The organism is Candidatus Binataceae bacterium, assembly GCA_036495685.1.
Classification (GTDB): domain Bacteria; phylum Desulfobacterota; class Binatia; order Binatales; family Binataceae; genus JAFAHS01.
Genome location: DASXMJ010000090.1, coordinates 19,121 through 43,721, shown reverse-complemented (window position 1 = coordinate 43,721; position 24,601 = coordinate 19,121). Strand labels below are relative to the sequence as shown.

Here is a 24,601-nt window from a genome sequence, read left to right as displayed (position 1 = left end):
GTAAGGCGGGTGAGCGGGTCGCAGGAGACGGCCGTCACGACCCTTCAGTTGACTTCACCGTTAGTCACCCGCTTTGATGCTCTGACCCATGAAGCGGTTTCTCTTGCTCGTGCCCCTGATTCTCGTCGGCCTGTTCGCTCTAGCCGACGGATTTGCATCCGCGCAGAGCCGCGGGAATCCACGCCTTTTCATCGTGGTCGTTTGCGACGGCCTGCGGCCCGATTCAGTCATCCCGCGCGACATGCCTCATCTTTATGATCTCGCACGCGAGGGGGTTCGCTTCGACCGCCAGCATTCGCAATTCCCGACCGTCACGATGGTCAATGCGGCCACTCTGGCGACCGGCGCTTCGGCGGGAACCACCGGTATTCTCGGCGACACGATGTATCTTGGCCCGGCACTCGCGCAGCACGGTGCGAACCTCAGCCAAGAGCCGCTTAAGACCCTCGCGCAGGTCGTCGACCTAGAGGACACCCACACGCTTTCAGCACTGGATTCCCCGGGCGGGTTTGCCGGTTATCTGCTCGGGGTCGACAGCGTGGCACAGCAAGTGGAGCGCGAGAACGGGTTTCTCGCGATTGTCGGCAAGCGCGGACCGACTTTTCTGTTCGACACTCGAGCGGACACGGTCGTCGACGGACGCGACTTGCTGCGGCTACCGCAAGCCAACTACACGTTCTTGAGCGATGACGCCGCGTTCCCGCCGGTCCTCGACGACGTGCGCAATGCATTGCCGCCGACCACCCGTGAGGGTGTTTCGGATCGCGAACGCGACCGAGCGTTCGCGCGGTTCGTCGCGGACCGCGCGATTCCCGCCGCTAAACAATCCCTCGAGAACGGCCATCCCGCGCTGGTTACCCTGTGGCTGCACAATCCCGACGTTACCCAGCATCGCGCCGGGCTCGGCACCCTCCCCGCCATGGAAGCGCTGCGGGCGGCCGACGAAGATCTGATGACGGTCCGTGCGGCGGTGGCGGCTACAAGGCTCGACAATCGCACCGATATGATGGTGGTGTCGGATCACGGCTTTGCGACGATTCGCCTGCGGGTGTGGCTGGCCGCGCTACTGGTTTCAGCCGGGCTCAAGAAAGCGATCGACTCCAACGATGTGGTCATCGCGCCCAACGGCGGCAGCGATTTGCTCTATCTTTCCTCCACAGCATTCCCGACTCGCGAGGCAATTCGCGAGCGCTTACAGAAGATCGTCGATTTCTGCGAGGCGCAGGAATGGTGCGGCCCGATCTTTTCGCGGGAGTTGGCGATCGTTGCGCCCGCCGCCAAGCATGGTCGCCGGTACAAACCCGAGCCGCCTTACAAGGGCTGGATTGATGGGACCTTTGCGCAATCGGCGCTTGGCCTTCTGAACCAGGCTCGCTCGCCGGATTTGATTATCTCCTTTGCGGAATCCGCAGACACCGACAACAAGGGTCTCACCGGTCCCAACAACCTCGCGTTCGCATTGGCACTCAAGGGCCAGCAACCGATGCCCAACAAGTCGCAGGAATTGGTGCATCCGGTTAGGGGCCTGGTCTATTCGGATACCGGGAAAATCGACGGTTTCACGACCGGAATGGGTATGCACGGCGCGGCTGGGGTGCGCGAAATTCACAACTTTGCCGCGGCCATCGGTCCCGACTTCAAGCGGGGGTTTTCGGATGAGAATCCCACCGGAAATATCGACGTCGCCCCAACCATAGCCTCGGTACTCGGTTTGTTGCCCAACGTGGGACCCGGCTCGATCTCTCCCAGCGGGCGCGTCATGCGCGAAGCGCTCAAGGGCGAAAGCTCATACGCCGGCCCTGCACACGGGTTCACCATGAAGACCGAACTGGAACTGCAGGGTGTGAGGACGACCACTACGCTGCGTTTGACACGGCTCGGCGATCATCTCTACTTCGATGACTCCTCGGTAGAGCGCGAGCCCCTCGGCAGCTCGCCGTAGCGTCGGGATCGGAAGAGAGTGGTCTACCCGCTTTGCGCGCTGACCCTGGCTCAGAGCCGCCACTAACCGTGAATGCCTGTGAGGAAGGCGTCAGGGGTCGGGGTGAACGCGGCTCGGCGCGACCGCCCTGTCGAGTGCGGTAATGCGCCGGCCCCGCGTCTCCGGCAGCGTCCACACCATTGAAGCGCCTGCGGCCGAGAACACCGCGCCCAGCGCGAGGGTCGGGGCAAACCCCACCCGTGCGCCCATCGCCGCGATGAAGATCGGGGTGAAAAATTGAAAACCGCGGGTGACATTGAGCAGTAGCCCGAGCGCGGTATTGCGCACCCGCGTGGGCAACATCTCAGAGATCATCGGTGCCACGCCGCTCCATAGTCCGGTGCCGAAGCCCACCATGAACATCGCCACCGCGATCAGCCCGCGCACTCCCGACGCCGCGTCCCAAAAGATCGTCGGCGGCAGCAAGCCCACTGCCATCAGCACGCCGAACACAAAGTACGTCGGCCGGCGCCCGAACCGATCGGCAAGCAGACCAAAGATCGCATAACCGATAACCCCACCAACCTGCATGAAGATGACCAGCGCACTCACCCCTGCTGCACTGAGCCCGCGCTTCAGTTCCAGGTAGCCAGGCATCCAGGTGTAGGTGAACCAGTAGGCCTCCGAACTGAGTAACAGGGTGAAAAACAGCAGCGTGAATATCCGGCGATGTTCCCGGAGCGCGGAGGTCCAAGAGTCATCCACTGCGCCACCCCCGGTCACGCCCTCGGCTTTCGCGACGGCACGGATATGAAGCCACACATCGCTTTCCGGCAGATAGCGAATGACCGCCACCGCGACGATCAGGGCAGGCGCGGCAGAGAGCATAAACGTCGCGCGCCATCCGATGATCGGTGTAACCTGGCCGCTGACGACCGCCGCGAGCAGAATTCCCAGCGGTGCTCCAGTCTGCACATATGCGGCGTAGCGCGCGCGATACTGCGCCGGAACGCTCTCCGCGATCAAACTCTGCCCCGGTGCCCATCCACCACCCATCCCAAGGCCGGTGATCGATCGATAAACGATCAGTTCCACCAGCGAGCTGCTCGCGGCAGATAGCAGAGTACCAATTCCATAAATCGCGACGGTCACGACGATGGTCGGCTTGCGGCCAAAGCGATCGCCGGCGAAACCGAAGATTATTCCGCCCGCCGCCGTCATCAGCAGCGAGCTTCCGAGCGCCAGAGATGAAGCGCCCGGGCTCAGGCGCAGCTCCCGGGCGATTGGCACCAGCAAGAACGAATACAGAATCAGATCGTAGAAGTCGAAAATCCAGGCGAAGAAGCACAACACGATGATCCTGACGTGCGTCCTTCCCATCGGGAGTTCGTGCAGCAGAGTGTGCGGCTTTAAGGCGGTCGCCATGGTTGTGAGATCGTTCCCCCGCCGCGAGTCAAAACTCAGTCTGGCCCCGTTCCGACAGGTGTGGTTGGCTATCTTGCAGGGCGCTGGTTACCAAGGGAATAGGGAGCGCACCCGCCTGGCCGCCCCCATATAGCGCGTGGCGCAACGGAGAGTTGAATGCTGAAAAGAATTTTCCGCTGGTTCGTGCGGACCATAATTGTGATTGCGGTGCTGTTCGTGATCGTACTCGCCTCTGATTACGTCGCGCATCGAGTGCCCGCTGGCTCGGTGCTGGTCGTGACGCTGTCGGGACCGGTGGCCGAGCGCGGCTCGAACGGCGTATTGGGTCTGCTGAATTCGAATGGAACCCCGCTGAACTTTGTGCGACGCGCGATCGATCGGGGCGCCAAAGATCCCAGAATCATCGGTCTGGCGATCAAAGTCATCGATCCTGAAATGGAACTCGCGCAGGCGCAGGAGATTGCCGCAGAGGTTAGGAAGTTTCGCAAGACCGGCAAGTGGACCGCAGCCTACATTGAAACTGCGGGTGACGGCGACCCCGGCAATTTGCCCTACCTGGTCGCCGCCGCCGCGGATAATGTCTCGCTGATGCCGCGCGGCGAGTTGAATCTGATCGGGGTCGGATTGAGGGAGTTCTTCGGACGTGGAACGCTGGACTGGCTCGGCATCAAACCGAACATCGGTGCGATCGGCGAATACAAGACAGCCTTTAACGTCTTCACGAACAAGGAATTTACTGAACCGCAGCACCGGGACGATGACGCACTGGTCGGTGACCTGTTTGATCAGATCGTCGGGCAAATTGCGGATGAGCGCCATCTGGATGCGGCCACGATCAAGACCCTGGTTGACCAGGCGCCGATCAACGCAGCCAATAGCCTCAAGGCCAAACTGGTTGACAAGCTTGCCTACGAAGATGAGTTCACGGAGAAACTCAAGAACTGGGGCGGAGGACATCACCGGCTAGAGAACTACGACGACTACACCCGCGCGCGGCTGCTTGATGGGTTCCGCGGTGGCGACAAGATAGCCGTCATTTATGGGTCGGGAGCGATCGAGCATGGCGAGGGCGGGTTCGACCCGCTGCTTTCGCCCGACAGCAATTCCATGGGTTCCGATGAAATCGTCGATGCATTGAAGGATGCCCGCGAAGACGATGACGTCCGCGCGGTCGTCTTCCGCGTCGACTCGCCGGGGGGATCGACCCTGGCATCTGAGTTGATTCGCCGCGAGGTCGAGTTAACCGCGAGAAAAAAGCCGGTGGTGGTGAGTATGTCGGGCTACGCGGCTTCAGGCGGCTACTGGATTTCTGTGCCGGCCAAAGCAATTGTGGCCGAAGCGGGAACCATCACCGGTTCTATCGGCGTGTTGGGCGGCAAGTTCAATATCGCGCCGGCAACCGAGAAGTTCTATCTCAACTCGGGGTCGGTAACACGCGGTGCCAACTACGAAATGTTCGACTCCTTCACGGACTTCACGCCCGCGCAACAGAGGATTTTCGAGGAACAGATCCTCGGCGACGACTACGCCTATTTCCTGAAGGTGGTCGCCGCCGACCGGCACATGACGATCGGGCAGGTGAATGACGTAGCGCAAGGACGGGTGTGGACCGGCCTTAGGGCGAAGGAGCTCAAGCTCATCGACGCGGTCGGCACATTCGACGACGCGCTGGCGAAGGCGAAGGAATTTGCCGGAATGCCGGCCGGCGCGGAAGTAAAAATCGAAGAGCTTCCGGAACAGCCCGGGTTCCTCGAATCATTGCTCGCAGGCAGGGTCGCGGCGGCGTTCAGCCCAAGTCCGGCGCGGGCTGTAGCACCTGTCCTCCGGATGTTCCGTTCCATGCTCTTAGGCTACAGCCGCTTCCGCGCGGCGTACTGCCCGGTAGTTCCGGTGATGTAGATGAGCTTTCATACGGGCACTAAGCCCCCCTAGGAAGCTGCCACCACTCGGTCGCGGCGAGCTCCCTTTTAGAGCGCCGTCGGGATAAGGGTAGCCAGACGGATGGTTAGAGTCGCTTCCAATTCCCTCTTTACGAGGTAGCCTTGGCGTTCCGCTGGCGACGGGGGACGTCTATCTGGAGTAATGCCGATGGAAAATCACGTCGAAGAATTTCTCAACGGGCTGGGAGACGCCGAACGCGCAGGCGGGCGCGTACTTCACGAACTTACCGGGCAAGCCAGATCTCTGGAACTCAAGGAACTGCTCAAAAAAGTCGCGCATGACGAAGGTTACTACGCCGGCGAGCTGTCGCATCACGTGCGGCGGCTGGGCGGAAACGCATCGAACAAAACCGGCGACTTCGTGGAGAAGGTCAGAGCGGTCGGTGAGTTTCGCGGCAAGCTCGAGCTGCTAAATCGCGGCCAACGATGGGTTATTCGCAGGATCAACGAAAATCTGGCCACCGTTTCGGACCCCGAACTGAAGGCATTCCTGGTGGTGATGGCGCAAGGTCATGAGCTGAATATCGGTGCCCTGGAGCAGGCGCTTAAGGCCGGCGCCGCCTGACTATCACGGGGGGAACGTGCGGCACACGATTATCGGACTGCTAATGGTGGTGCTGACCGCGCTCGGCTTCTATTGGGTTGGGCGCCGCCGTTACAAATGCCCGTTCTGCGGCCGTGGCGTGCAGTGGAAAGATATCAATTGTCCGCACTGCGGCAACGATATGCAGCTGCGCCATCGTGCCGGCCCGGAAGCACTCCCCCGCGCGGCCGCCGACCTGCGGCGCAAACGCCCCCCGCACGGGTAGTTCTCTTCAGCGAGACCCAGGGTTCTACCATGCGGTGGATTTTTGAACCGCGCGTGATTCGGTCCCGAGTGCGATCTCTCTACGGACCTCGTTTCGACCCGCGCGGAGCATGACATCTCAACGGTTGCCAATCATGGGCAAAGTTGAAGAACGCCGCTGCGCCTGGCGGGTCATCCCTTGAGCGCCCGCGCCGCACGCGCAAGTAACCTTTCCACCTCAGCGCCGCTATTCACCGGAAACCGGATGAAGTCGTCAGCCACCTTCAGGTCAGCGAAAAATCCTGCCGGGTCTTCATGAAAATGCAGAAATGCCGACGAGCCGCGATAGAACGCTCCACGCTTGCGCTCGCGCAACCCGTCGAGTTTGCGCAACTTAGCGAGCACTGGTTCCAGTTGGTCCAGCGCCTCGGGTCCTGCGTGCTTCATCCGTTCCCCAATTCGATGACGTAGCCGTCCGGGTCGGAAAAATATGCGTATGGAAATCGGCCGCCATGCTTGCCTCGGCTCAGCAGCTGGCCACCAGCTCGTCGGAACTGGTCCACGGCTTCATCCAGATTCCCGGCCCCAATTGAAAATCCGAAATGCGACACTCCGCTGCCGCCGATCGGTTCGCCCGCACCTGCCTGGCAGAGGGTGATGGTATCCTGTGCGCCGGGTGAATGGAGGAAAACCATGGTCTTGCCTTCCCAGAATCCAATCTCCAGTCCCAGCGCTTCCTGGTAAAAGCGTGCCGAGCGCTGGATGTCGCTGACGTTCAGGTTGATGTGATTCAGCATGCGCGCGGTGACCATTGGGAGTTACCTCCTGGCCAGTCGCTAGACCGCCGGTGTTTTACGAGGCGGCCGCCGGCGAAACCGGCGCGGCCAGCAACACCTGCTCGCGATAGAGTTCCTCAATTTCCGCGGCCGTCATTCCCAGCACTTCGGACAGAATCGCCGTGTTGTCCGCACCCACCCGCGACGCTTTCAGATCGGTGCGATCCGGCCATCGCGAGAATTTCACCGGCATTCCGGGTAGGTCGAATTCTCCAAGTGCGTCGTGCTTGATCCGGCGAACAGTCTTCCGCTCGCGCAGATGCGGTTGCGCCATCGATTCCTCGAGCTTGAGCACCGGGGCGCACGGTACGCGCTGCGCATCCAACTCGCGCAGAGCAGAATCCCGATCCGGAAGGGACTGCAGCCACCGCTCGATAATCTCGCGTAGCGCTTCTTGGTTCTTCACTCGATCGCGATTGGTTTTGAAGCGCGAATCTTCGGCGAGGTCGGGACGCTTCATCGCGCGCCACAGCCGGGCAATCTCGTGTTGCTGGACCACCAGGAAGACGTAGCCTTCCTTGCTCCGATAGACCCCGGTCGGCGCGCCGGTCGGATGGAGTGCTCCATTGCGCTTCGGAGACCAGCGACCGGGGCGCAGTGACACTACCGGCACCGACAATTCGTGCATGTGGAAGTAGGTATCCAGCAGCGACGCATCCAGATACTGGCCTTCGCCCGTGCGCTCGCGATCGAGTAGCGCGAATCCCACCGCCATCGCGGCTGCCACCCCGGTCGAGATGTCGCCAATCGCCAGGGGCGGGGTGATCGGCGTGCGATCCGGTTCGCCCAGCTGATCGATTACTCCGGCGTATGACGCACCCAGATAGTCGTACCCGGGTTTATAGCTGAGTGGTCCGGTCTGGCCCGCGACCGAGACCGAACACATGACGATACGCGGGTTGATCTTGCTGAGAGCTTCGTAGCCGAAGCCCATTTTCGCAATCACGCCCGGTGCGAAATTTTCCACCACCACATCAATTTTCGGGATCATCGAGAGCAGCAGATCGCGTCCCCTTGGCTGGCGCAAATCGATCGCGAGGCTGCGCTTGGAATGGTTGTGCTGGACATAGTAGGTGCTGATTCCATCCCGCACGATTCCCAGCGCCCGCACACGGTCGCCTTCGGGCGAGCGCTCGACTTTGATCACATCGGCGCCCATCTCGCCAAGAATTCGGGTGCAGGTCGGCCCCGCCACAAAGTGGGTGAAATCAAGAACCCGATAACCCTCAAGCATCCGTGGCTTTTCCATGCATCACATCCTAGAGCCTGGGCTCCCACGATGTCCAAAGGCTCCGTGTTTCGGGAAGATCGGCTGTTTCTTAAACGGCGCCGCAGTCGCGGCGGGTCTGCCCCCTTCGTCTCTGCTCTTCGAAGTTGTGCTACTTCACGTACAGAAAGATCCCTTCGTAAATCAGCGCGGGCCTATCATTGCCAACCACGTGTACCGCCGTCTCCTGGGTTACCTGGGTAGCCTGTGGACGTGCCTCCACCGCGACCAGACGCGAATGCGCATGCACCTGCGCTCCCGCGGGAACCGGCGAGATGAAGCGCAGCTTGTTGGCGCCGTAGTTCACGACGTTGCGGAACCCGACCACCTGCCAATCATTCGAGTATTCGAACGCAGGGAGCAGGCTCAGCGTCAGAAATCCGTGTGCCACCGGACCCCCGAACGGACTCTCCTTCTTGCAGCGCTCGATATCGATATGAATCCACTGATGATCGCCGGTAACGTCGGCGAACTGGTTAATCTTCTGCTGGCTTACCTCGATCGGTTTGCACCAGCTGCCATACTCCTGGCTAATCTTCGACCGCAGCTTTTCCACATCATCAAAGCGTATGGTTTCCATTAGTTTTTCCCCTGGTCGATTTGTCACACGTGCGAAAGAACTTGCTCGTAAAGCGTGCGGGTCTGCGCTTCGTCGATCCCCATCGCCGTCGCGAATATGAATTGAGACACGCCCCAACTTTTGGCACGGCGCTTTAACTCCGCGATACACTCGTCGGGGGTACCAATTAGCGACATCGGTGATTGCAGCATCGCTTCGCCGCTGGGCATCCCAAAACCGGCCGCCATCATTTCGGCCGTCTGGCGCGTCGCTTCCTTCGAATCGGTTATCATGTAGTTGAAGATAAAGTTGCTGAATTTGATCGCCGCGAGATCGCGCCCGTGGCGTTTTGCTTCCTCGCGCACGAAATCGATCTTCTTGCGAAAGGACTCGTCGGTCATCTTCTTGACGTTGTCGAGCGAGATTTTTCCCTGCTTCCCTGCGTCCGGGATAAGGTTGACGTTGTCCGCGTACTTGGCCGCGATGCGCAACAGGCCATTGCCGCCGCCCCCGATGATAATCGGTGGATGCGGTTTCTGGATGGGTTTGGGCCACAGAATCGCATCGCGGAGCTGGTAAAACTCACCGCTGAAGGTGGTCCGCTCATTCCCCCACAACGACAGAATGCATTCCAGCGACTCGTCCAGCATCCTCAACCGCTCCCCGATCGGCGGAAACGGGATTCCCGTCATCTGAAATTCGGTCTCCGTCCATCCGGTACCTAGACCCGCGAGCAATCGGCCGTTGCTGATGTGGTCGAGCGCTACCAGACTCTGCGCGGTGATGGCGGGATGGCGAAACAGATTGCACAGCACCAGGTGGCCGATCTTGACCTTGCTGGTGGCCTCGGCCACGGTCGCCGCCACGATCATCGCATCGTACGCCAGCGCATGCGGGTCGTAGTGCCGCTCGGGACCCTCGATCACGATGTGATCGGGGAAGACGATCAGGCCGTAACCGAGCCCCTCGGCCGTTTGCGCGATGGAGCGCAGGCGCGCCGGTTCCAGGTTGGTTAGTTGCAGTCCAAACTCCATTGGATTTACTTCTCCGCTACTACTGGACCGTCTCGACCTCGATCGCGATCGACACCTCGTCACCGACCAACACGCCTCCCGTCTCCAGTGGCTTATTCCAGACTATGCCGAAATCCTTGCGATCGATCTGGGTGGTTGCCGATGCCCCGGCGCGAGTATTGCCAGTGGGGTCCTTGATCGGTGTGGCGGTTTCGACCTCGAGTACGACCGGTTTGGTCACGCCATGCAGCGTCAGGTCGCCGGTGACCTTCCATTTGTTGGGTCCGTCGGGCTCGACCTTAGTCGATTTGAAAGTGATGGTGGGATACTTGTCCACCTCCAGGAAAGCCGCACTTTTCAGGTGGGCGTCGCGCTTTTCGACCCGCGTATTGATCGAAGTCGCGTCGATCACAGCATTGATCTGCACCGAGCCGGGGTCATTGCCGCTGGCGGCGATCGTACCGGACACTTTTTCGAACTGACCTTTTACGTTGGAGATCATCATGTGCCGCACCGAGAATTCGACCGTCGTGTGGGCCGGATCGATATTCCAGGTCTCGGCGCGCGCGGCCGCCGCCGCGGCAACCAGACCAAGAAAAGCCAGCGCAAGGGATCTCCGCCAGGCCTTAAGTCGCATACCGACCTCCGTGTGCATTTGCCGCCCGTGACTCTAGTCGAGCGCGCTGCGCTTGACGAGAACCAAAGTTGCTTTTCGATACTGGCGGCTACCCGGGCAACTCCGCCGATGTGGCTGCGGAAATTCTCCGCGCTCCGGAGAGCACACCGCTACCTAATCTTGCGGCCCGGAAAGTGTCGCTCTCCTCACCGCGCCGACGACGCGCGGCCGACTGGACAGCGCCTCGGCTGCGAGGTGCGTCGTTGCGGCGGTAGGTCCAAGACGCGCGCCGCACCCACCCGACACTTTCGTTCGGGGCGAGAACCAGCCGTCCACCGGGTTCAGCCCGGGCGCCTTCCCAGGCCGCAGCGGCCGCCGCTACTTGCTTTGCACGATCGCGCCCTGCGCGCGAAGCCTTTCCAGCTCCACGCTGCTGAAGCCCCAATCACGCAGCGCTTCTTCGGTATGCTCGCCGGGACTTGCGGGTGGCCGCTGAATTTCCCCCGGCGTCCTGCTGAAGCGCGGGGCAGGACCCGGCTGGACCACCCCTTCCACTTCGACGAAAGTACCGCGCTGCCGGTTATGGGCATGCTTGGGCGCTTCTTCCATGCTCAGCACGGGCGCGAAGCACACGTCGCTGCCTTCCATAATCTTGCACCACTCGTCGCGCGTTTTGCTTTTGAAGATTTTCGTCAGCTGATTCTTCAGCGCCGGCCACGCGGTGCGATCCATCTGATTGGGCAGTTCCTGGCCCTTGAGCCCGGAAAGGTCGAGCAGCTCTTCATAGAACTTGCCTTCGATCGATCCGATCGATACAAACTTTCCGTCACTCGTCTCGTAGACTTCGTAGAAATGCGCCCCCGTGTCGAGCAGATTCTCGCCGCGATTGTTGGTCCACATTCCCGCCGCCTTGATCCCGTAGATCGCCGTCATGAGCGAGGATGCGCCATCGACCATGGCCGCATCCACCACCTGTCCTTTGCCCGACTTCTGCGCTTCCAGTAGTCCGGCGACTACGCCGAGCGCTAGGTAGAGAGCGCCGCCTCCGAAGTCACCGACCAGGTTGAGCGGCGGCAATGGCCGATCACCGGTACGCCCGATCGAGTGCAGCGCTCCGGTGAGCGCGATGTAGTTGATATCGTGGCCCGCCGCTTCGGCCAGCGGCCCTTCCTGGCCCCAGCCCGTCATTCGTCCGAACACCAGCCGCGGATTTCGCGCCAGGCATTGGTCGGGACTCAGTCCCAGCCGCTCCATGACGCCGGGCCGAAATCCCTCGATCAATGCGTCGGCTTTTTCGACCAGGCGCTTAACCGCGTCAATCGCCTCGGGCTTTTTGAGATCAAACGCAACCGAACGCCGACCGCGGTTGAGGAGGTCGAACTTCGTCCGCATCGAAATTCCGAGCCCCGCCGCAGACGTCCGGTCGATACGCAGGACGTCGGCGCCCATATCCGAGAGCAGCATCGCGCACATCGGTCCCGGCCCGATACCCGCAAATTCGATTACTCGATATCCGGTTAATGGTCCCATGATTCACCTCTATCGCGGCCCTAGCGGCGCGACAAATCGTCACCGTGTGCGGTACTTAGCGTGCCAGCCGCAGGATGAAAAGACCCGTAGAGCCGGGCGCTTCACCCTCCTTCAATCGGCGACTTCAACGTCCCGCGCCGTTCGCACAGTTCTGGAAATCGCGACCGAGCCGCGGCGCCCACTCACTTCCGCGCCGGCGTTTGGATCGAGCCACAGATAAATGAGTGAAGATCCGATCGCGAGGATCCCGGTGATCACAAACGGCAGCGTGAAGTCCTGCCACGACAGCGTTGCGACGCTGCGCCCGTGCAGGCTTACGTGAAGCAGCAGGGCCGCGGTCGCGACGCCGAGGCTGAGGAACAATTGTTGCGCCATGCTCGACGCGCTGCTTGCGTTGCTCATCAGTATCGGCGGGACGTCCGCGTAAGCGAGCGTGCCGAGCGCGGTGAACTGAAGGGAGCGAAAAAATCCACCTACCAACAGTGTAGCGATAATCAGCGAATGCGGCGTTGAAGGACGGAACAGCGCGTAGCTCATCATTATACAGGAGCTTACCAATCCGTTGCCGACCAACACGTTGCGAAACCCAAACCGCCGAATAATAGGCGGTGCAGTCGGCTTCATGAACAAGGCACCCGCCGCCCCGGTGAACGTGATCATCCCCGATGCGAACGGAGTAAGGCCAAACACGAGCTGCAGCAACATCGGCATCAGGAACGGCAGCGCGCCAATTCCCATCCGGAACAGCCCGCCGCCAACTGTCGCCGAGCTGAAAGTCGGAATCTTGAGCAACGCGAGATCGATGATCGGAAAGCGTGTACGCCGCGCGTGCAGCACATACGCTCCCGAGCACAGTCCACCTCCGGCGAGCAAACACATCACCAGGCCCACCGGGAGCACTCCGCGGCCCAGCATCTCGAAGCCGAAAACCAGTCCCGCAAGCCCCAGGCCGGTGAGGATAAAGCCGCTCAGGTCCAGCGGCGGGACATCCTCCTCGTGGATATTCTCGATGAACATCGTGACCAGCGTGATTCCCACGAAGCTGATGGGGACGTTGATGAAAAAAATCCAGCGCCAAGAGTAGTAGGTGACGATAAACCCACCCACGGGTGGCCCCACCACCGGGCCGAGCACCGCGGGCACCGTCAAATACGACATTGCCGCCACCAGTTCGGACTTGGGAATCGTCTTGAGCACGATCAGACGTCCGACCGGCACCATCATTGCCCCGCCGAAGCCTTGCACAATGCGCGCGGCGACCAGCTGTGAGAGCGATTGCGAGACGCCGCAGAGGATCGAGCCGAAGGTGAAAAGCACTATCGCGGTGCGGAACACTGTGCGCGAACCGTAGCGGTCCGCCATCCAGCCGCTGATCGGAATGAATACCGCCAGGCTCAGCAAGTACGACGTGATCGCGAGGTTCAGCCGGATCGGATCTTCATGCATGGAATGCGCGATCGCGGGCAAGGCGGTGGAGATAACCGTCGAGTCGAGCATCTCCATGAAGAGCGCGCAGCCGACGATAAGCGGCGCCAGAAACTGAAACGTGTCCGGGACCGGCTCTTTCGGACTTGCGGGTCCAAAAACGTCGCGCATTGCGACAGGGGCAGAATTAGCGTCATCCAATGCCACTAAGGTAAAAATCTCCCGGACGCGGCGGCCATCGCGCAGGACGCCACCGGCGAACGACTTCGAAAACCATATCAGATCACGCAGATACGAGTCGCACCGCCGCCCCCTCTCCGGACCGGGTCCGCGCCTAGGGCGCGGTCCGTTCGCACTCAGCTCACTGCAGATTTATTCAAGTCCGCCACATCAATCGCTCGATGCGACTATCGAGCGCGCCGAATCTGATCAAGCACCTTTGTGCCGGCGGGCGGATCAAGGTCAGTGCGCGTCGTTTCGGTTATTCGCGCCGCCGTCATGTAGAAGCCGATGGTCATGATCAGTTCGACAATTTCGCGCGGCGACAAAAACCCCAGTGCCTCCCTAACCACCGGCTCATCAGCCCTGACCTTTTCCACCACCTGCTCGGTTAACTGAAGCACGGTCCGTTCCAGATTGCTGAAACACGACCCCAATAACTTGCGATCCGCAATCGCATCCACCTGCTCTTGCGTCGCCCCAACCGAAATCGCGATTGGCACGTGCTGCACCCATTCGTACTCGCCGCCCTCCATCTTAACTGCCAGCAGGATCGCCAGTTCGCGCAACTTCGAGTCCAGCTTCTGCCGCCCCAAAATTGCCGCGCCCAGCCGCGAGAACGGAACGAAACAGGTCTCCGCGTTGGCCATCATCTTGAAAATGTTCAATTGCACCGGCGCCTGAGCGAGCGCGTTGTGCACCTCTTCGGGCAGCTTTCCGATGTCAGGGTATGGAACCAGACTCATAGCTTACCTCCGCGCTTAAACCTTCTGTCGAACTCGTCTGTAGAAGAAAGCTGCGAGATTGTAAAACAGCGGCGGTCCTCTCCTAACCAACCGACCTCCAGCCCGTCGAGAACTTCATTGAGAGGTTTTACAGCGTATCAATCGGATACACGGTCACAAGTAACCCTCGCAGCCGAGCGACCAACCAGACATTCGTTGGCGCTTGCACGAGGACGCAGAAGGAGTAAGGAGGAAGCAGCGCCGCGCTGGTCAAGGAGGTTTTCATTCATGGGTCTTCCTAACGGAGTTCATCACCTCGCGATCTGCACCAAGGACATCAAAGGCCAGATCGAATTTTTCACCCACGTCGTCGGGATGGAGCTGGTCGCGCTGTACTGGATGCATGGCGTCGACAACACCTTTCACGGTTTCCTCAAGTTGAACGACAGCTCTTCCATCGCATTCGTGGAATCGCCGGAGATCGGGGAGATCCAGGGCATCAACGGTGTCTCGCACGCGGGTTCTCCGGCAAGACCGGTCGCCGCCGGTGTGATGCAGCACGTCGCGCTCAACGTCGACACCGAAGAGGACCTCCTCACGATGCGTGATCGAGTGCGTTCGCACGGGCACTGGGTGATGGGTCCCCTAGACCACGGCTTCTGCAAATCGATCTATCTAGCCGCCCCCGAGGGGATCATGCTTGAGTTCTCAACCTCCGAGGGAAAAGCCATCAACGCAGATGCGTGGCTCGATCCAGAGGTGGTGCGCCTTGCCGGAATCACTCCGTCCGACCTGCGGCGTTATCGGAATCCGCCGCCGTTCCAAGGCGAGGGCGGCAAGGTCGCGCAGCCGCCGCCGAATTCGGGCAAGCCGATGATGGAGGGGATGGAGCGGCTTTACAACATGAGCGACGCGGAAGTCACCGCCAGGTTAAGTCAGTCGACCCCGCCGGTCGACGTGACCAAATAGCCGCTCTTGTCCCAACCGAAAAGGGCCGTGCTGAATGCTCCGGCAGCATCTGCACAGCGAAGGGCGATGACTTGTTGACGACGCTGGGGCTCAGCGTTTAGATTCATCCGCTTTTCACAAATCGGATTGAGCATCGCCATCTGCTATCCTGTAGAATGAGGCGGGAAATCGATGGCACGTCGGATGCTTGTTGGCGTGGAGAGTGGGTGCCCAGCCTTATTTTTTTGATGATGGGAAGGTTTGAGGATGATGAGAATTGATAACGAAGCAGCAGTGCGCGAACGCGCGTATTACATCTGGGAGCGTGAGGGGCGTCCGCAGGGGCGAGAGTTGCAGCACTGGCAGGCCGCGGTGCGCGAGCTGAGTCTCGAAGCGAATTCCTCGAACGGCAACGGCGCCAGACCGCGCGCTTCACGAAAAAGCCGGATCGGATCGATGGTGGCGAAAGCTAAAGATGCGCTCGACGGTACACCGACCGCCGCCAAGCCAGCACCGCGTAAACGCAAACAATCGACCAAAGCTAACAGCGATCCCAGCAAGCGATCGCCGCAGGCGCCGTAGTCCCGGCGACCCGCGACGCATTTGCGCAGGGCCGGCCGCGTAAACGGCCACCCGAGGTCGCCTCCCAGAGGCGCGGATGGCTCGCCGGCCCGCCAGCCGCCGCCTGCATACCCGCAAGCACGCGCGTCAGCGGCACGAAGACCCATTCCCGAAATTTGGCGCGACGTCGCGTGCGCTTTACAAAATTCAGAACACCACCGGCAATTCCAGGTACTCGCGATAAATGAAGTCGCGATGCTCCAACAACCCTTGCGAAAGCGCCGCGGTTACTGCCGGGTTAGTTTCCCTATAGAAGTCGCGAAAGCCGGTCGCCATCGGGCATAGCTCGGGCTCCAGCGGGCGCAGCAGGGCGGCAAACGCGGCCCAGTAGATATCCAGCGCTGACAATCGATCGCTGACCAGAAAGCGACTGCCTTTCGCCTTCTGCTGGGACAATCGCGCATCAAGCAGACGCAAAATCTCGGTCATCCGTGGAGGCGCAGCTTGCGCCGCTGCTGCGCTGTAACCATATTTTGTTCCAAACTTGAGCCAGAACCCTTTGACGTTATCGGGCGTAGCGGGATTGGTCACGGTTGAGTTAATCATCGTGAGTCGCTTCGACCATCCCAGGCCGTTCTCACCGCACAGCTCGTTTGCATAACCGAACATTAGCGTGCGTTCTTCGATCGAAGCGGGAACCAGCGGAGGATTCGCCGCAAGCCGTTCGGCAAGGTAGAGCTGCTCAATCCAGGTCGAACGCGGCCGCTCTTCATTCCAGATTGCGACCGGTGCGCTGCTTTGCGCCGTCCAATCAATCAACTCGCGATCGGTCCCATCATCGCCAACCGCCGCCACCGGAACATACGGGACCTTCTTGACGTAAAAGATTCCCTTGCACGCCTCGCGCCACGGACCGGGAACCGCGATCGCGCCGAGGATGAGCCGTAGTCCCGACATCTTGCGGGCTTCGGCGATGGTGGCATATTTCAAATTCACACTGTTGATCGCGATCTTCTCCGCCATAACCACACTCCTTGCGGCCGAATTCGACTCACAGAATAATTTCCGGCTTCGAGGTTTCGAGCAATGACCCGCCGACCGCGCGCGCCACCTGGTCGGGCGTCATGTAGGCGTGCGCCATCGCGGCCTGGAGGTCCTGGAAGCGCTGCTGTAACGGATGATCCAGGAAAACGGTGCGGCCGGTGGCGGCGTGAAAGAGCTCCGCGACCGCCTGACCGACCAGCTCGCATCCCCGGTTCAAGTTCCACCGCATCCGCGCCCGCAGTTCCATCGGTGCCGCTTTGCGTGCCTCAGCCATCTGGCTCAACTCGATCGCGTCGGCCCGCATCCGCATGATGGACGTATCCAGGTACCAGGTCGCCTCCGCCAGACGTTTCTGCATCAATGCGTCGTCGGCCGCGCGTCCACCGAAGCTCAGAGTGCGATCGCGCGTGTGCGCTATCCACAACTCCACAAAGCCGCGCGCTGAGCCGAGCGTCGCTGAGGCCAGCGCCATGTGGAATACCACCGACCACGGGAGGCGGTACAATGGCCCATCGTTGAGCTTCTGCCCGGGCAAGGGAAGGTTCGTCGCGTAGTCAAAGTGAGATTGGCTGCGATATTCGGGGACAAACGCCTCTGCGACCACGATATCCTTGCTGCCGGTTCCCTGGAGCCCAGCGACGTGCCAGTTGTCATCGATTTGGTATTGGTCGCGCCGCAAAAGAAACGATCGAAAATCGCGGACCGGTTTCCCCGCGACCTCGCGCGATCCGCAGATCGCTCCTAGCATGACCCCGCGGCAGTGATCACAGCCGGACGAAAATGACCAACGCCCCGAGACCTTGTAACCGCCGGCAACTTTCTCGGCCTTGCCGGTCGGGTTGTATGACGACGAATGCATCGTCGCCGCATCCTCGCTCCACAACTCGCGTTGAGCTGCATCATCGAAGAGCGCGAGTTGCCACGGATGCACTCCGATAACACCGGCCACCCATCCCGCCGCGGGTGAGACGCGCGACAGTTCGAGCATCGCGTCGACAAAGTCGATCAACGAAACCTCACCGCCGCCCCAGCGGGCCGGCTGAAGCGACGCACGAAACCACCGTCGAGCAGAATTTTCCAGGTCTGATCGCTGAGCCGCCGCAATTCGCGATCCACGGCGGCCGTTTCCGCAAGCTGCGGCGCGAGCCGTTTTGCCTCGGAGAGCAAATTCATGGTTCAGCCCTCATCGTACTAGCCGAGCACCTGCGGGAAAAAGCGGCCGCTCAATTTGTCACCGCGAACCAATCCATGACCCTTGGGCAGCGGCATCCGCGCCTTGACTGGCGCATAGATCACATCGCCACCCAGCCACCGGGTGGCAAACGCGCGCGGCCGTCGCGGCGATGAATTCCCGCGCGAGCCGTGTAGGGTCAGTGGATAGAAGAGCAGAACGTCGCCCGGCTCCATGTCCCAAATTGACCAAATCGTAGTCCGCACGGTGCGCATCGATGTCCGGCGGATCTTCCAAGTTGCTGGCCAGCAGCGCCGGATGATAGTCGGGTGAGACCGCCTTGAAGCGCCGGTTCCAGCGATGCGACCCGCGCACGTATTCGAGCCCGCTCGACTCCCGCGTGACCGGATCTACCGGCACCCAGATTGAACAAATCTGCGTGCCCTCGATCGGCCAGAACGTCAAATCGTGATGCCACAGGGTTGGTAGGTTGGTGCGGGGTTCCTTTACGAAGACCTGGTCGTAAAAGAAGGTAACCGTCCGCGAGCCCATGACCTGTTGCGCGAGCCGCGCGGCCGGCGATTCGAAGAGAAACCTGCGGTATCCGTCGTCGACCAGCCACACGAAAATGTCGTTCAGGTATCTTGGCGCGGGTTTGGACAACACCTTCCCGGTCTCGCTCGGCGCTTGTTTAGTGCGTTCGATCGCCGCTGCCGCAACTTCGATCCACCGTGCCGGCAGCATCTGGCGGACGCAGATGACGCCATCACTACCAAATGCTTCGACCTCGTCTTTGCTCAATGCACGAACCGGCTCTTCGGGGAGTGACTGCACGGCTCAGATTTCCGTCGCTCGGCAGTTGCGCTCAGGAAAGCGGCTCCGCAAGGGCGACTGCCTCGATCGCACCGATACGGTCGATTTCCACCCGCACCTTGTCGCCCGGTTTGAGAAACTGCGATGGGCTCATCGCCATGCCTACTCCCCCCGGAGTGCCGGTGAAGATCACGTCGCCCTGCTCGAGGGTCATCGCGCGACTGAGGTGCGCGATCTGATCGAAGACGTTGAAGATCAGGTGGCGGGTATTGGAATTCTGCCGACGTTCCCCGTTGACGAAGCAGCGAATTCCCATGGTGTGCGGATCGCCTAGTTCCTCGGGTGTGACGATCCATGGACCAATCGGCGCGTGTGTATCAAACGACTTGCCGAGCACCCACTGCGTCGTTTGGAGTTGCCAGTCTCGCACCGAAACATCATTACCCGCACAATAACCAAAGATTACTTCCGAGGCGCGCTCTTTGCTCACGTGCTTGCAGCGTCGTCCGATGATCACGACCAACTCAGCCTCGTAATCGGTCTGCGCGGAAGCGCGCGGAAGTTGAATCGGATCAAACGGTCCGTTGATCGCGGTCACCGCCTTGGTAAACCAGATCTGATGGGGCGGCATCTTCTGTCGCGCTTCCTGCACGTGGTCGGCGTAGTTGAGCCCGATTGCCATGATCTTGCCCGGCCTCGCAATCGGCGCGAGCAGATGGACGGTCGCCAGCGATTCATCCGGCGCCGAGTCAGCGAGCAGTTGCGATACCGTGGAACCGACCTCGGGCCACATCTTGATCAGATCGATGATGTTGTCAGCCACCGCCGGCAATCGCTTGCCAAGTTCGACGAGGCCATCGCCCTTGACTGCACCCAGTTTGATTTCTCCCTTGGCCGAATACCTGGCGAGCTTCATTGTTCAACCCTCCTGGTCAGCTCACCATGGGCGGCGCCGGCGGCCCCCACTGCGAGCCCGCTTTGTCTTGGACCTTCATACCCACGCGAGCTCCTCGCCGTCTATCCAAGAATCGTTTCGACCGCCGCCTTCATGATGCGAGCCGCTTTGGAGCGGTCCACTCCGAGTCCGCGCAGAGGTCTCGTGCGAATGTAGCGGTCCGGTCCGGCGTCAGATCCATCACACGGTTCAAACCCGCCATGATAACGCCGACGATAGCCGCGATCGCGCTAGCTTCCGACGGGGCCCCGATGCGGCGATGGTTGAGGCCTGCTGCGACGTCGCCGCGGACGCCCGCATTCACCGGCGCCGCGGGATCGGTCGCGTGGGGAAAAAACCGCATCATGGCCGCAGCCTGCTGCGGCTCGCGCAGCCCAAAGCGCATCACGCAACAAAGCGCTCGCGCCACTCGGGCGATCGGGTCCTCGACCTGGGCGTTGGCCCGCGCGATTTCAATCTTCCATCCGGACCCGGCCGCGCTGCAAGCTCGCGCGCGAGAGCATCCTTGTCGGCGAAGTAGTTGTAGAAGGTACCCTTGGCCACATCCGCTCGCATCGCGATCTCATCGACGCTGAGCGCGTCGAGATTGCGCGAAGCCAGCAGCGTGTGGGTCGCGTCAAGCAGTGCCTGGCGCGTCTCAAGTTTCCGGCGATCCCTGCGGCTGAGAGTGGAGCGCCGACTGCTTACTCCCGAGCCTTTCAAGGTTGATGCTAGGGCCATTGCCTGGGTTCGTGACGTCACCGTTCAAAGTGGACGATATAGTCACTTTTGGAAATAGTCGTCATCAATGTCAAGCGCCAGACCGCCGATCACACGGTACGAATTCCACGGAGCGCCCTGCCTACGCTGAGTGCATGCGGTCCGACTAGGTAGAAGTGTGCTACTGATCGGGTCCAGTGGATCAGGAAAACGATAAATTCGTGGGTCGTACGTATCTGGGGCGGGAGCCCATTCTGGTGACCGCCGAGCGTATCGCCAGTTTCTGCGCCGCGGTCGGCGAGACCAATCCGCTCTACGTGGACGAAGCGGCGGCGGCCAGGGGACCGTATGGCGGGATCATCGCGCCCCCTGCATTTGTCGCCGGCTTCCGCTACGGCGACGAGGTTTTCGAGCGGATTCCGGTTTTTAGTCGCGGTGGGTTGATGGCCGGAATCGATTTCGAACTCGAACAGCCGCTTCGGCCGGGCGATTCGATTCGGGTATCATCCGTGGTGAAGGAAATTTACGAAAAAACGGGGCGTACGGGCACGATGGTGTTCGCGGTGGTGCGCTCGACACTGATCAATCAAAAGGGCGAGGTGGTCGCGCGCATTGACCATCGCATGATGAACCGGCCGGGCCGCGAAAAAAGCGGAACCGTGATGGACGAAAAGTAACTCGAGTCCGTCCCTTTCAGGTACGCTCTGCCGGCGCGATGGGCAGAAACCGTGCGCGAGGTTACCAGCGACCTTGCTTGCATCGCGGACCGGCACCAGGAGCGGGCCGCTATTCTTCAATCAAAGTGATCGAAAGACTCCCGAGCATCGCTTGCGCCTGGGTTCTGCTGCCCACGCTGTTCTGTGCCAGCACGGCATTCGCCGCATCGCCTCTCAAGCCGCCTGGCCACTACTACCTACCCGACGCGGCCGCATCCGAGACCGTCACGGTTAGCAAGCCCGGAACCGAACAAGCCGAGATCATCGTCGTTACGCAGCCAGTCGCGACTAAGGAAAGCGGGCCACAGGAAACGATCAAGATGTTTGGCGAAGTCTATGCGTTCTCACCACAAACGATCGTTGTTCATCGCGATAAGCCAACCGCAATTACGTTCTGGAATCTCCAGTCTGATGATGATCACGACTTCGCACTACTGGGCGCCGATCTGAGCATCCTAATGTACGTCGACTTGCCGCCGCTCAAGAAAACCTCCTACGTGTTCACGTTCCATCGCGAGGGCTTATTCGACTTCAAGTGCATGCAGCATCAACCCACAATGGGCGGACAGATAATGGTTCTGCCGCCTGCAAGAAGCGAGTAGAAGCGGTGATCAGTTTTCCGAGAATATTAGATCTCAACTGGAGGAAGCGGCAGGTTACGCGGTCACCTTGGATTCACGATCGGTGAGTTTTGGTGGACCGCCCACCCTTGGATGGCCGTCGTCGACCAGTGCCAGGGATACCTAGGCGCGATGACACGACGCCCTTTTCGAGGCTCGCGCGGTAGCCGATGACCGGATGGTAATGACGCGCCGCTTCAGTTCTCTCACCTGCGTTCTTTGCAGCTTCACTCCCCCTTCATAGTCGTTTCAGGACACACCTTGAGCAACGGTAGCGTCGGTCGGACTCTGACCATCCTCTTCGGCGGACACCGCCAAGCTTTCTGAAAGGGAACCGGGCCCAGATCTGACGTCGTTAAGGGTGACCATTCTGCAAGAAAAATCTTAAGCCACATGAAGTCTGGCTAACACGCCATCTCAACCCCGGTGAAATCTTCGGACACGCGTTCGTGTAAGAATCGCCGCGACGTGCACCACGCCAACCTAGGTGCCGTTCCCCCCTCCGCCCTTTCGCCATTTTTCGGTAAATTTTACTAGGTGACGATCTCCTCACCTTACGTTCCGTGTTCTGAAGGCTCGCCTACGCACGCCTGTCTCGTGCCAAACTGGCGACCGAATCCATGGCACGTCCGATGCTTCTCTATCCAGCGTCGAATCGTTCACAGGAGTGGTTTGATGGATGAAAGCAAACGACCTGCGCCGACGCGCTGGAAATTTGAGAAAGCGGAGAGTGCCCGAGAGGAGACCCACTGGAATACTGGCGTCGGGGCGAGGGCGGCGGCAGCTTGCGCCGGCCGCCAAGAAGGCAAACGGAGGCGGGCGACGGTAGGTAGATAGAACGATGAACTCCGGCGCGCTTAATGAATTTGCAAGAGTCGGGCGAAGAAGCGTGATGCGGGAGGCTAAAAGATGGTAGCCAAACTCAATTTTCTGGCGATTGTCCTAGCCACATTGGCTTTAACGGTCGCTGCATGTCAGAGCGGACAATCAATCGTTCCACACAAACTCGTCGCAACCGGCAACAGACATTCCATAGCGTTGTATCCCGATGAACAGACCTATGTGAAAGTTTCGCGGATGCAGCAGCAAGGCGGAATCGAAGGAATGGCCGGCGATGTGCGCAAGAACTTTACCGCCTTGGACATCGATGACCAGACCCCGGTGACAATTGTATCGAGTGACCAAAACGGCGCCGTTGTCGAAATTGCCCAAGGGCCAATGAAAGGCCAGTCGGGGTTCGTGGCGAAACGAAACGTCGACTAGCCGTGTCGGCCCGTGGATCACTTTGCCCAGAACCTAAAGGAAGGAATGATTACCGATGCGCTACATGATTGCATGGCTGCTGGGAGTACCGATCTCGGTGTTGGTCCTCTGGTTCCTCGTGGTCCATATGCTCTGAGTGACCAGTCCCCCGAGTAGATCGATATGTCCTCGGTACTAATGTTCGTATTTGTCGCTCCTACTAATCGCGATACTCATAGGGCCGTGCAATTTCAGCTGGGTACTACCCGTCAGGAACCCGCGGCACGGTCCTGGTCATCGTCTTGATTCTGGTTCTTCTCGGCACCATCTAGGCGCACAGTATAGGGCGTCGTGGCGCGGCCTGGGCCGAACAACGGCGTCGCGATCAAGAGGCCGCGCTTTTTCTTTTCCCTCTCCTTAGTCTCTGCCATCCTTGGCGGTGAACTCGCGCCGTGGAGGATAGCAATGACCAACAAGCGAAAGGTCTTGATCGCTGGTGCATCCGGTCTGGTTGGCTACGGCGCGGTGAAGCATTTCGGCGCGCGCGACGATTGGGAGGTCATAGCCGTCTCGCGTCGTCCCCCGCTCGATCGCCACGGCGCGGACTTCATTTCCGTAGACCTGATGGATGAGAAGCGCTGCCGCGAAGTCTTTGGCGCGATGGGCGATGTGACCCATGTTGTATATGCCGCCCTGTTCGAGAAAATCTCCACCGGGTTGATCCGCGGATGGCGCGAGCGCGATCAGATGGAAACCAACTTGACCATGCTGCGAAACCTGTTCGAGCCGCTCTCCGGCGTTGCGCGTGATCTGCGCCAAGTGTCCCTGCTGCAAGGCACTAAGGCCTACGGTGCGCACGTCGCGCCAATTCCAATACCGGCGCGGGAGGGCAATCCGCGCCACCAGCACGAAAACTTCTATTGGCTGCAGGAGGACTACCTGCGCGCGAAGCAAAACGGGAAGAACTGGAGCTGGACGATCCTGCGCCCGCAGATCGTTTTCGGGGAGGCGATCGGCGGCAATCTTAATGTCCTTCCCGCGCTCGGGGTTTATGCGGCGCTGCGCAAAGAAGCCGGGCTTCCGTTGTCGTTTCCCGGCGGCACGCCCGGGGTTGTGGAAGCGATCGATGCCGACCTCCTTGCACATTCGATGGAATGGGCAGCGACCAATCCTGCCTGCGCTAACCAGATTTTCAACATCACCAACGGCGACGTGTTGGTGTGGACCGAAGTCTGGCCCGTCATCGCGGACGCGTTCGGCATGCGGGTCGGTGCGCCGGAGCCGCATTCCCTGCGCGAAGAAATGCCGGCGCGCGCTGCCGAGTGGAGCGCGATAGTTAACAAATACAATCTGCGCGCGCCCACGGATCTCGCCGCTTTGGTCGGCGGATCTTTTGAGTTTACTGATTCGGTGTTCGCGTATGGTTTCACTCAGTCGCCGCCTCCGATGCTCGTGAGCACCATCAAAGGCCGCCAGGCGGGATTCAGCGAGTGCATCGACACCGAAGCAATGTTCCGCAAATGGATAGGCCGCTGGCAGGACCTCCGCCTCCTCCCGCCACGCTAGCCG

Annotated in this window: 27 protein-coding genes; 10 read left to right on the top strand and 17 right to left on the bottom strand. The window is 60.4% G+C overall.

What is annotated here, in order from left to right; all coding sequences use genetic code 11:
* Positions 1–88: 88 nt before the first annotated feature.
* Positions 89–1,942: an alkaline phosphatase family protein gene (locus tag VGI36_09580; GenBank protein ID HEY2485388.1), complete on the top strand. Its 1,854-nt coding sequence runs from the start codon at positions 89–91 to the stop codon at positions 1,940–1,942.
* Between the two features lie 90 nt (positions 1,943–2,032).
* Here VGI36_09580 and VGI36_09575 read toward each other — a convergent pair whose 3' ends face one another.
* Positions 2,033–3,346, bottom strand: a complete 1,314-nt coding sequence (locus VGI36_09575) for an MFS transporter (protein ID HEY2485387.1) — start codon at positions 3,344–3,346, stop codon at positions 2,033–2,035.
* A gap of 156 nt (positions 3,347–3,502) precedes the next feature.
* On the opposite strand from VGI36_09575, the gene sppA reads away from it, so the two are divergent.
* From sppA to VGI36_09560, 3 genes are all read left to right on the top strand, one after another.
* On the top strand, positions 3,503–5,245 hold the full coding sequence (gene sppA / locus VGI36_09570) for a signal peptide peptidase SppA (protein HEY2485386.1): 1,743 nt from the start codon (positions 3,503–3,505) through the stop codon (positions 5,243–5,245).
* Between the two features lie 189 nt (positions 5,246–5,434).
* On the top strand, positions 5,435–5,851 hold the full coding sequence (locus VGI36_09565) for a DUF6306 domain-containing protein (GenBank protein HEY2485385.1): 417 nt from the start codon (positions 5,435–5,437) through the stop codon (positions 5,849–5,851).
* The gene (locus VGI36_09560; GenBank protein HEY2485384.1) at positions 5,814–6,095 is read left to right on the top strand and encodes a hypothetical protein; all 282 of its coding nucleotides are present in this window, start codon (positions 5,814–5,816) and stop codon (positions 6,093–6,095) included. Before VGI36_09565 ends, VGI36_09560 begins: the two co-directional genes overlap by 38 nt.
* Before the next feature lie 170 nt (positions 6,096–6,265).
* Here the strand turns inward: VGI36_09560 and VGI36_09555 are convergent, their stop codons facing one another.
* The 9 genes from VGI36_09555 to VGI36_09515 form a co-directional block, all read right to left on the bottom strand.
* On the bottom strand, positions 6,266–6,520 hold the full coding sequence (locus VGI36_09555) for a hypothetical protein (GenBank protein ID HEY2485383.1): 255 nt from the start codon (positions 6,518–6,520) through the stop codon (positions 6,266–6,268).
* Complete coding sequence (locus tag VGI36_09550) at positions 6,517–6,885, bottom strand: VOC family protein (protein ID HEY2485382.1); 369 nt, start codon at positions 6,883–6,885, stop codon at positions 6,517–6,519. The genes VGI36_09555 and VGI36_09550 overlap by 4 nt, the downstream gene beginning before the upstream one ends.
* A 40-nt stretch (positions 6,886–6,925) precedes the next feature.
* Positions 6,926–8,158, bottom strand: a complete 1,233-nt coding sequence (locus tag VGI36_09545; GenBank protein HEY2485381.1) for a CoA transferase — start codon at positions 8,156–8,158, stop codon at positions 6,926–6,928.
* Between the two features lie 130 nt (positions 8,159–8,288).
* The gene (locus VGI36_09540) at positions 8,289–8,756 is read right to left on the bottom strand and encodes a MaoC family dehydratase (protein HEY2485380.1); all 468 of its coding nucleotides are present in this window, start codon (positions 8,754–8,756) and stop codon (positions 8,289–8,291) included.
* 23 nt (positions 8,757–8,779) lie between these two features.
* On the bottom strand, positions 8,780–9,769 hold the full coding sequence (locus tag VGI36_09535) for an LLM class flavin-dependent oxidoreductase (protein ID HEY2485379.1): 990 nt from the start codon (positions 9,767–9,769) through the stop codon (positions 8,780–8,782).
* A gap of 19 nt (positions 9,770–9,788) precedes the next feature.
* On the bottom strand, positions 9,789–10,385 hold the full coding sequence (locus tag VGI36_09530; GenBank protein ID HEY2485378.1) for a YceI family protein: 597 nt from the start codon (positions 10,383–10,385) through the stop codon (positions 9,789–9,791).
* A 357-nt stretch (positions 10,386–10,742) separates the two neighbouring features.
* On the bottom strand, positions 10,743–11,894 hold the full coding sequence (locus VGI36_09525; protein ID HEY2485377.1) for a CaiB/BaiF CoA-transferase family protein: 1,152 nt from the start codon (positions 11,892–11,894) through the stop codon (positions 10,743–10,745).
* Positions 11,895–12,005: 111 nt separating this feature from the next.
* A complete protein-coding gene (locus tag VGI36_09520; protein HEY2485376.1) occupies positions 12,006–13,526 on the bottom strand; it encodes an MFS transporter in 1,521 nt (506 codons plus the stop codon).
* A 200-nt stretch (positions 13,527–13,726) separates the two neighbouring features.
* Positions 13,727–14,284: a carboxymuconolactone decarboxylase family protein gene (locus VGI36_09515; GenBank protein ID HEY2485375.1), complete on the bottom strand. Its 558-nt coding sequence runs from the start codon at positions 14,282–14,284 to the stop codon at positions 13,727–13,729.
* Between the two features lie 267 nt (positions 14,285–14,551).
* On the opposite strand from VGI36_09515, the gene VGI36_09510 reads away from it, so the two are divergent.
* Together VGI36_09510 and VGI36_09505 are read left to right on the top strand one after the other, a co-directional pair.
* Positions 14,552–15,232: a VOC family protein gene (locus VGI36_09510; protein ID HEY2485374.1), complete on the top strand. Its 681-nt coding sequence runs from the start codon at positions 14,552–14,554 to the stop codon at positions 15,230–15,232.
* A gap of 246 nt (positions 15,233–15,478) precedes the next feature.
* Positions 15,479–15,793, top strand: coding sequence for a DUF2934 domain-containing protein (locus VGI36_09505; GenBank protein ID HEY2485373.1), 315 nt, complete (start codon positions 15,479–15,481; stop codon positions 15,791–15,793).
* A gap of 186 nt (positions 15,794–15,979) precedes the next feature.
* On the opposite strand, the gene VGI36_09500 is transcribed toward VGI36_09505, so the two are convergent.
* From VGI36_09500 to VGI36_09470, 7 genes are all read right to left on the bottom strand, one after another.
* Positions 15,980–16,795 carry a hypothetical protein gene (locus VGI36_09500; protein ID HEY2485372.1) on the bottom strand — a complete coding sequence of 272 codons (816 nt, stop codon included), beginning with the start codon at positions 16,793–16,795 and terminating at the stop codon, positions 15,980–15,982.
* 28 nt (positions 16,796–16,823) lie between these two features.
* A complete protein-coding gene (locus tag VGI36_09495; GenBank protein HEY2485371.1) occupies positions 16,824–17,825 on the bottom strand; it encodes a hypothetical protein in 1,002 nt (333 codons plus the stop codon).
* Positions 17,822–17,989: a hypothetical protein gene (locus VGI36_09490; protein ID HEY2485370.1), complete on the bottom strand. Its 168-nt coding sequence runs from the start codon at positions 17,987–17,989 to the stop codon at positions 17,822–17,824. The genes VGI36_09495 and VGI36_09490 overlap by 4 nt, the downstream gene beginning before the upstream one ends.
* Before the next feature lie 58 nt (positions 17,990–18,047).
* Complete coding sequence (locus VGI36_09485; GenBank protein ID HEY2485369.1) at positions 18,048–18,821, bottom strand: phytanoyl-CoA dioxygenase family protein; 774 nt, start codon at positions 18,819–18,821, stop codon at positions 18,048–18,050.
* A gap of 31 nt (positions 18,822–18,852) precedes the next feature.
* Positions 18,853–19,716, bottom strand: a complete 864-nt coding sequence (locus VGI36_09480; GenBank protein HEY2485368.1) for a fumarylacetoacetate hydrolase family protein — start codon at positions 19,714–19,716, stop codon at positions 18,853–18,855.
* Between the two features lie 130 nt (positions 19,717–19,846).
* A complete protein-coding gene (locus VGI36_09475; protein HEY2485367.1) occupies positions 19,847–20,140 on the bottom strand; it encodes a hypothetical protein in 294 nt (97 codons plus the stop codon).
* Positions 20,140–20,475 (bottom strand): helix-turn-helix domain-containing protein, encoded by a 336-nt coding sequence (locus VGI36_09470; protein ID HEY2485366.1) that lies wholly within the window; start codon positions 20,473–20,475, stop codon positions 20,140–20,142. Before VGI36_09470 ends, VGI36_09475 begins: the two co-directional genes overlap by 1 nt.
* Before the next feature lie 200 nt (positions 20,476–20,675).
* Between VGI36_09470 and VGI36_09465 the strand changes: the two genes are divergently transcribed.
* The 4 genes from VGI36_09465 to VGI36_09450 all read left to right on the top strand — a co-directional run bounded on the left by VGI36_09465 (position 20,676) and on the right by VGI36_09450 (position 24,598).
* Positions 20,676–21,131, top strand: coding sequence for a MaoC family dehydratase N-terminal domain-containing protein (locus tag VGI36_09465; protein HEY2485365.1), 456 nt, complete (start codon positions 20,676–20,678; stop codon positions 21,129–21,131).
* Between the two features lie 125 nt (positions 21,132–21,256).
* Positions 21,257–21,772, top strand: a complete 516-nt coding sequence (locus VGI36_09460) for a hypothetical protein (protein HEY2485364.1) — start codon at positions 21,257–21,259, stop codon at positions 21,770–21,772.
* A gap of 927 nt (positions 21,773–22,699) precedes the next feature.
* Positions 22,700–23,053, top strand: a complete 354-nt coding sequence (locus tag VGI36_09455) for a hypothetical protein (GenBank protein ID HEY2485363.1) — start codon at positions 22,700–22,702, stop codon at positions 23,051–23,053.
* Between the two features lie 444 nt (positions 23,054–23,497).
* A complete protein-coding gene (locus tag VGI36_09450) occupies positions 23,498–24,598 on the top strand; it encodes an SDR family oxidoreductase (GenBank protein HEY2485362.1) in 1,101 nt (366 codons plus the stop codon).
* Positions 24,599–24,601 lie beyond the last annotated feature (3 nt).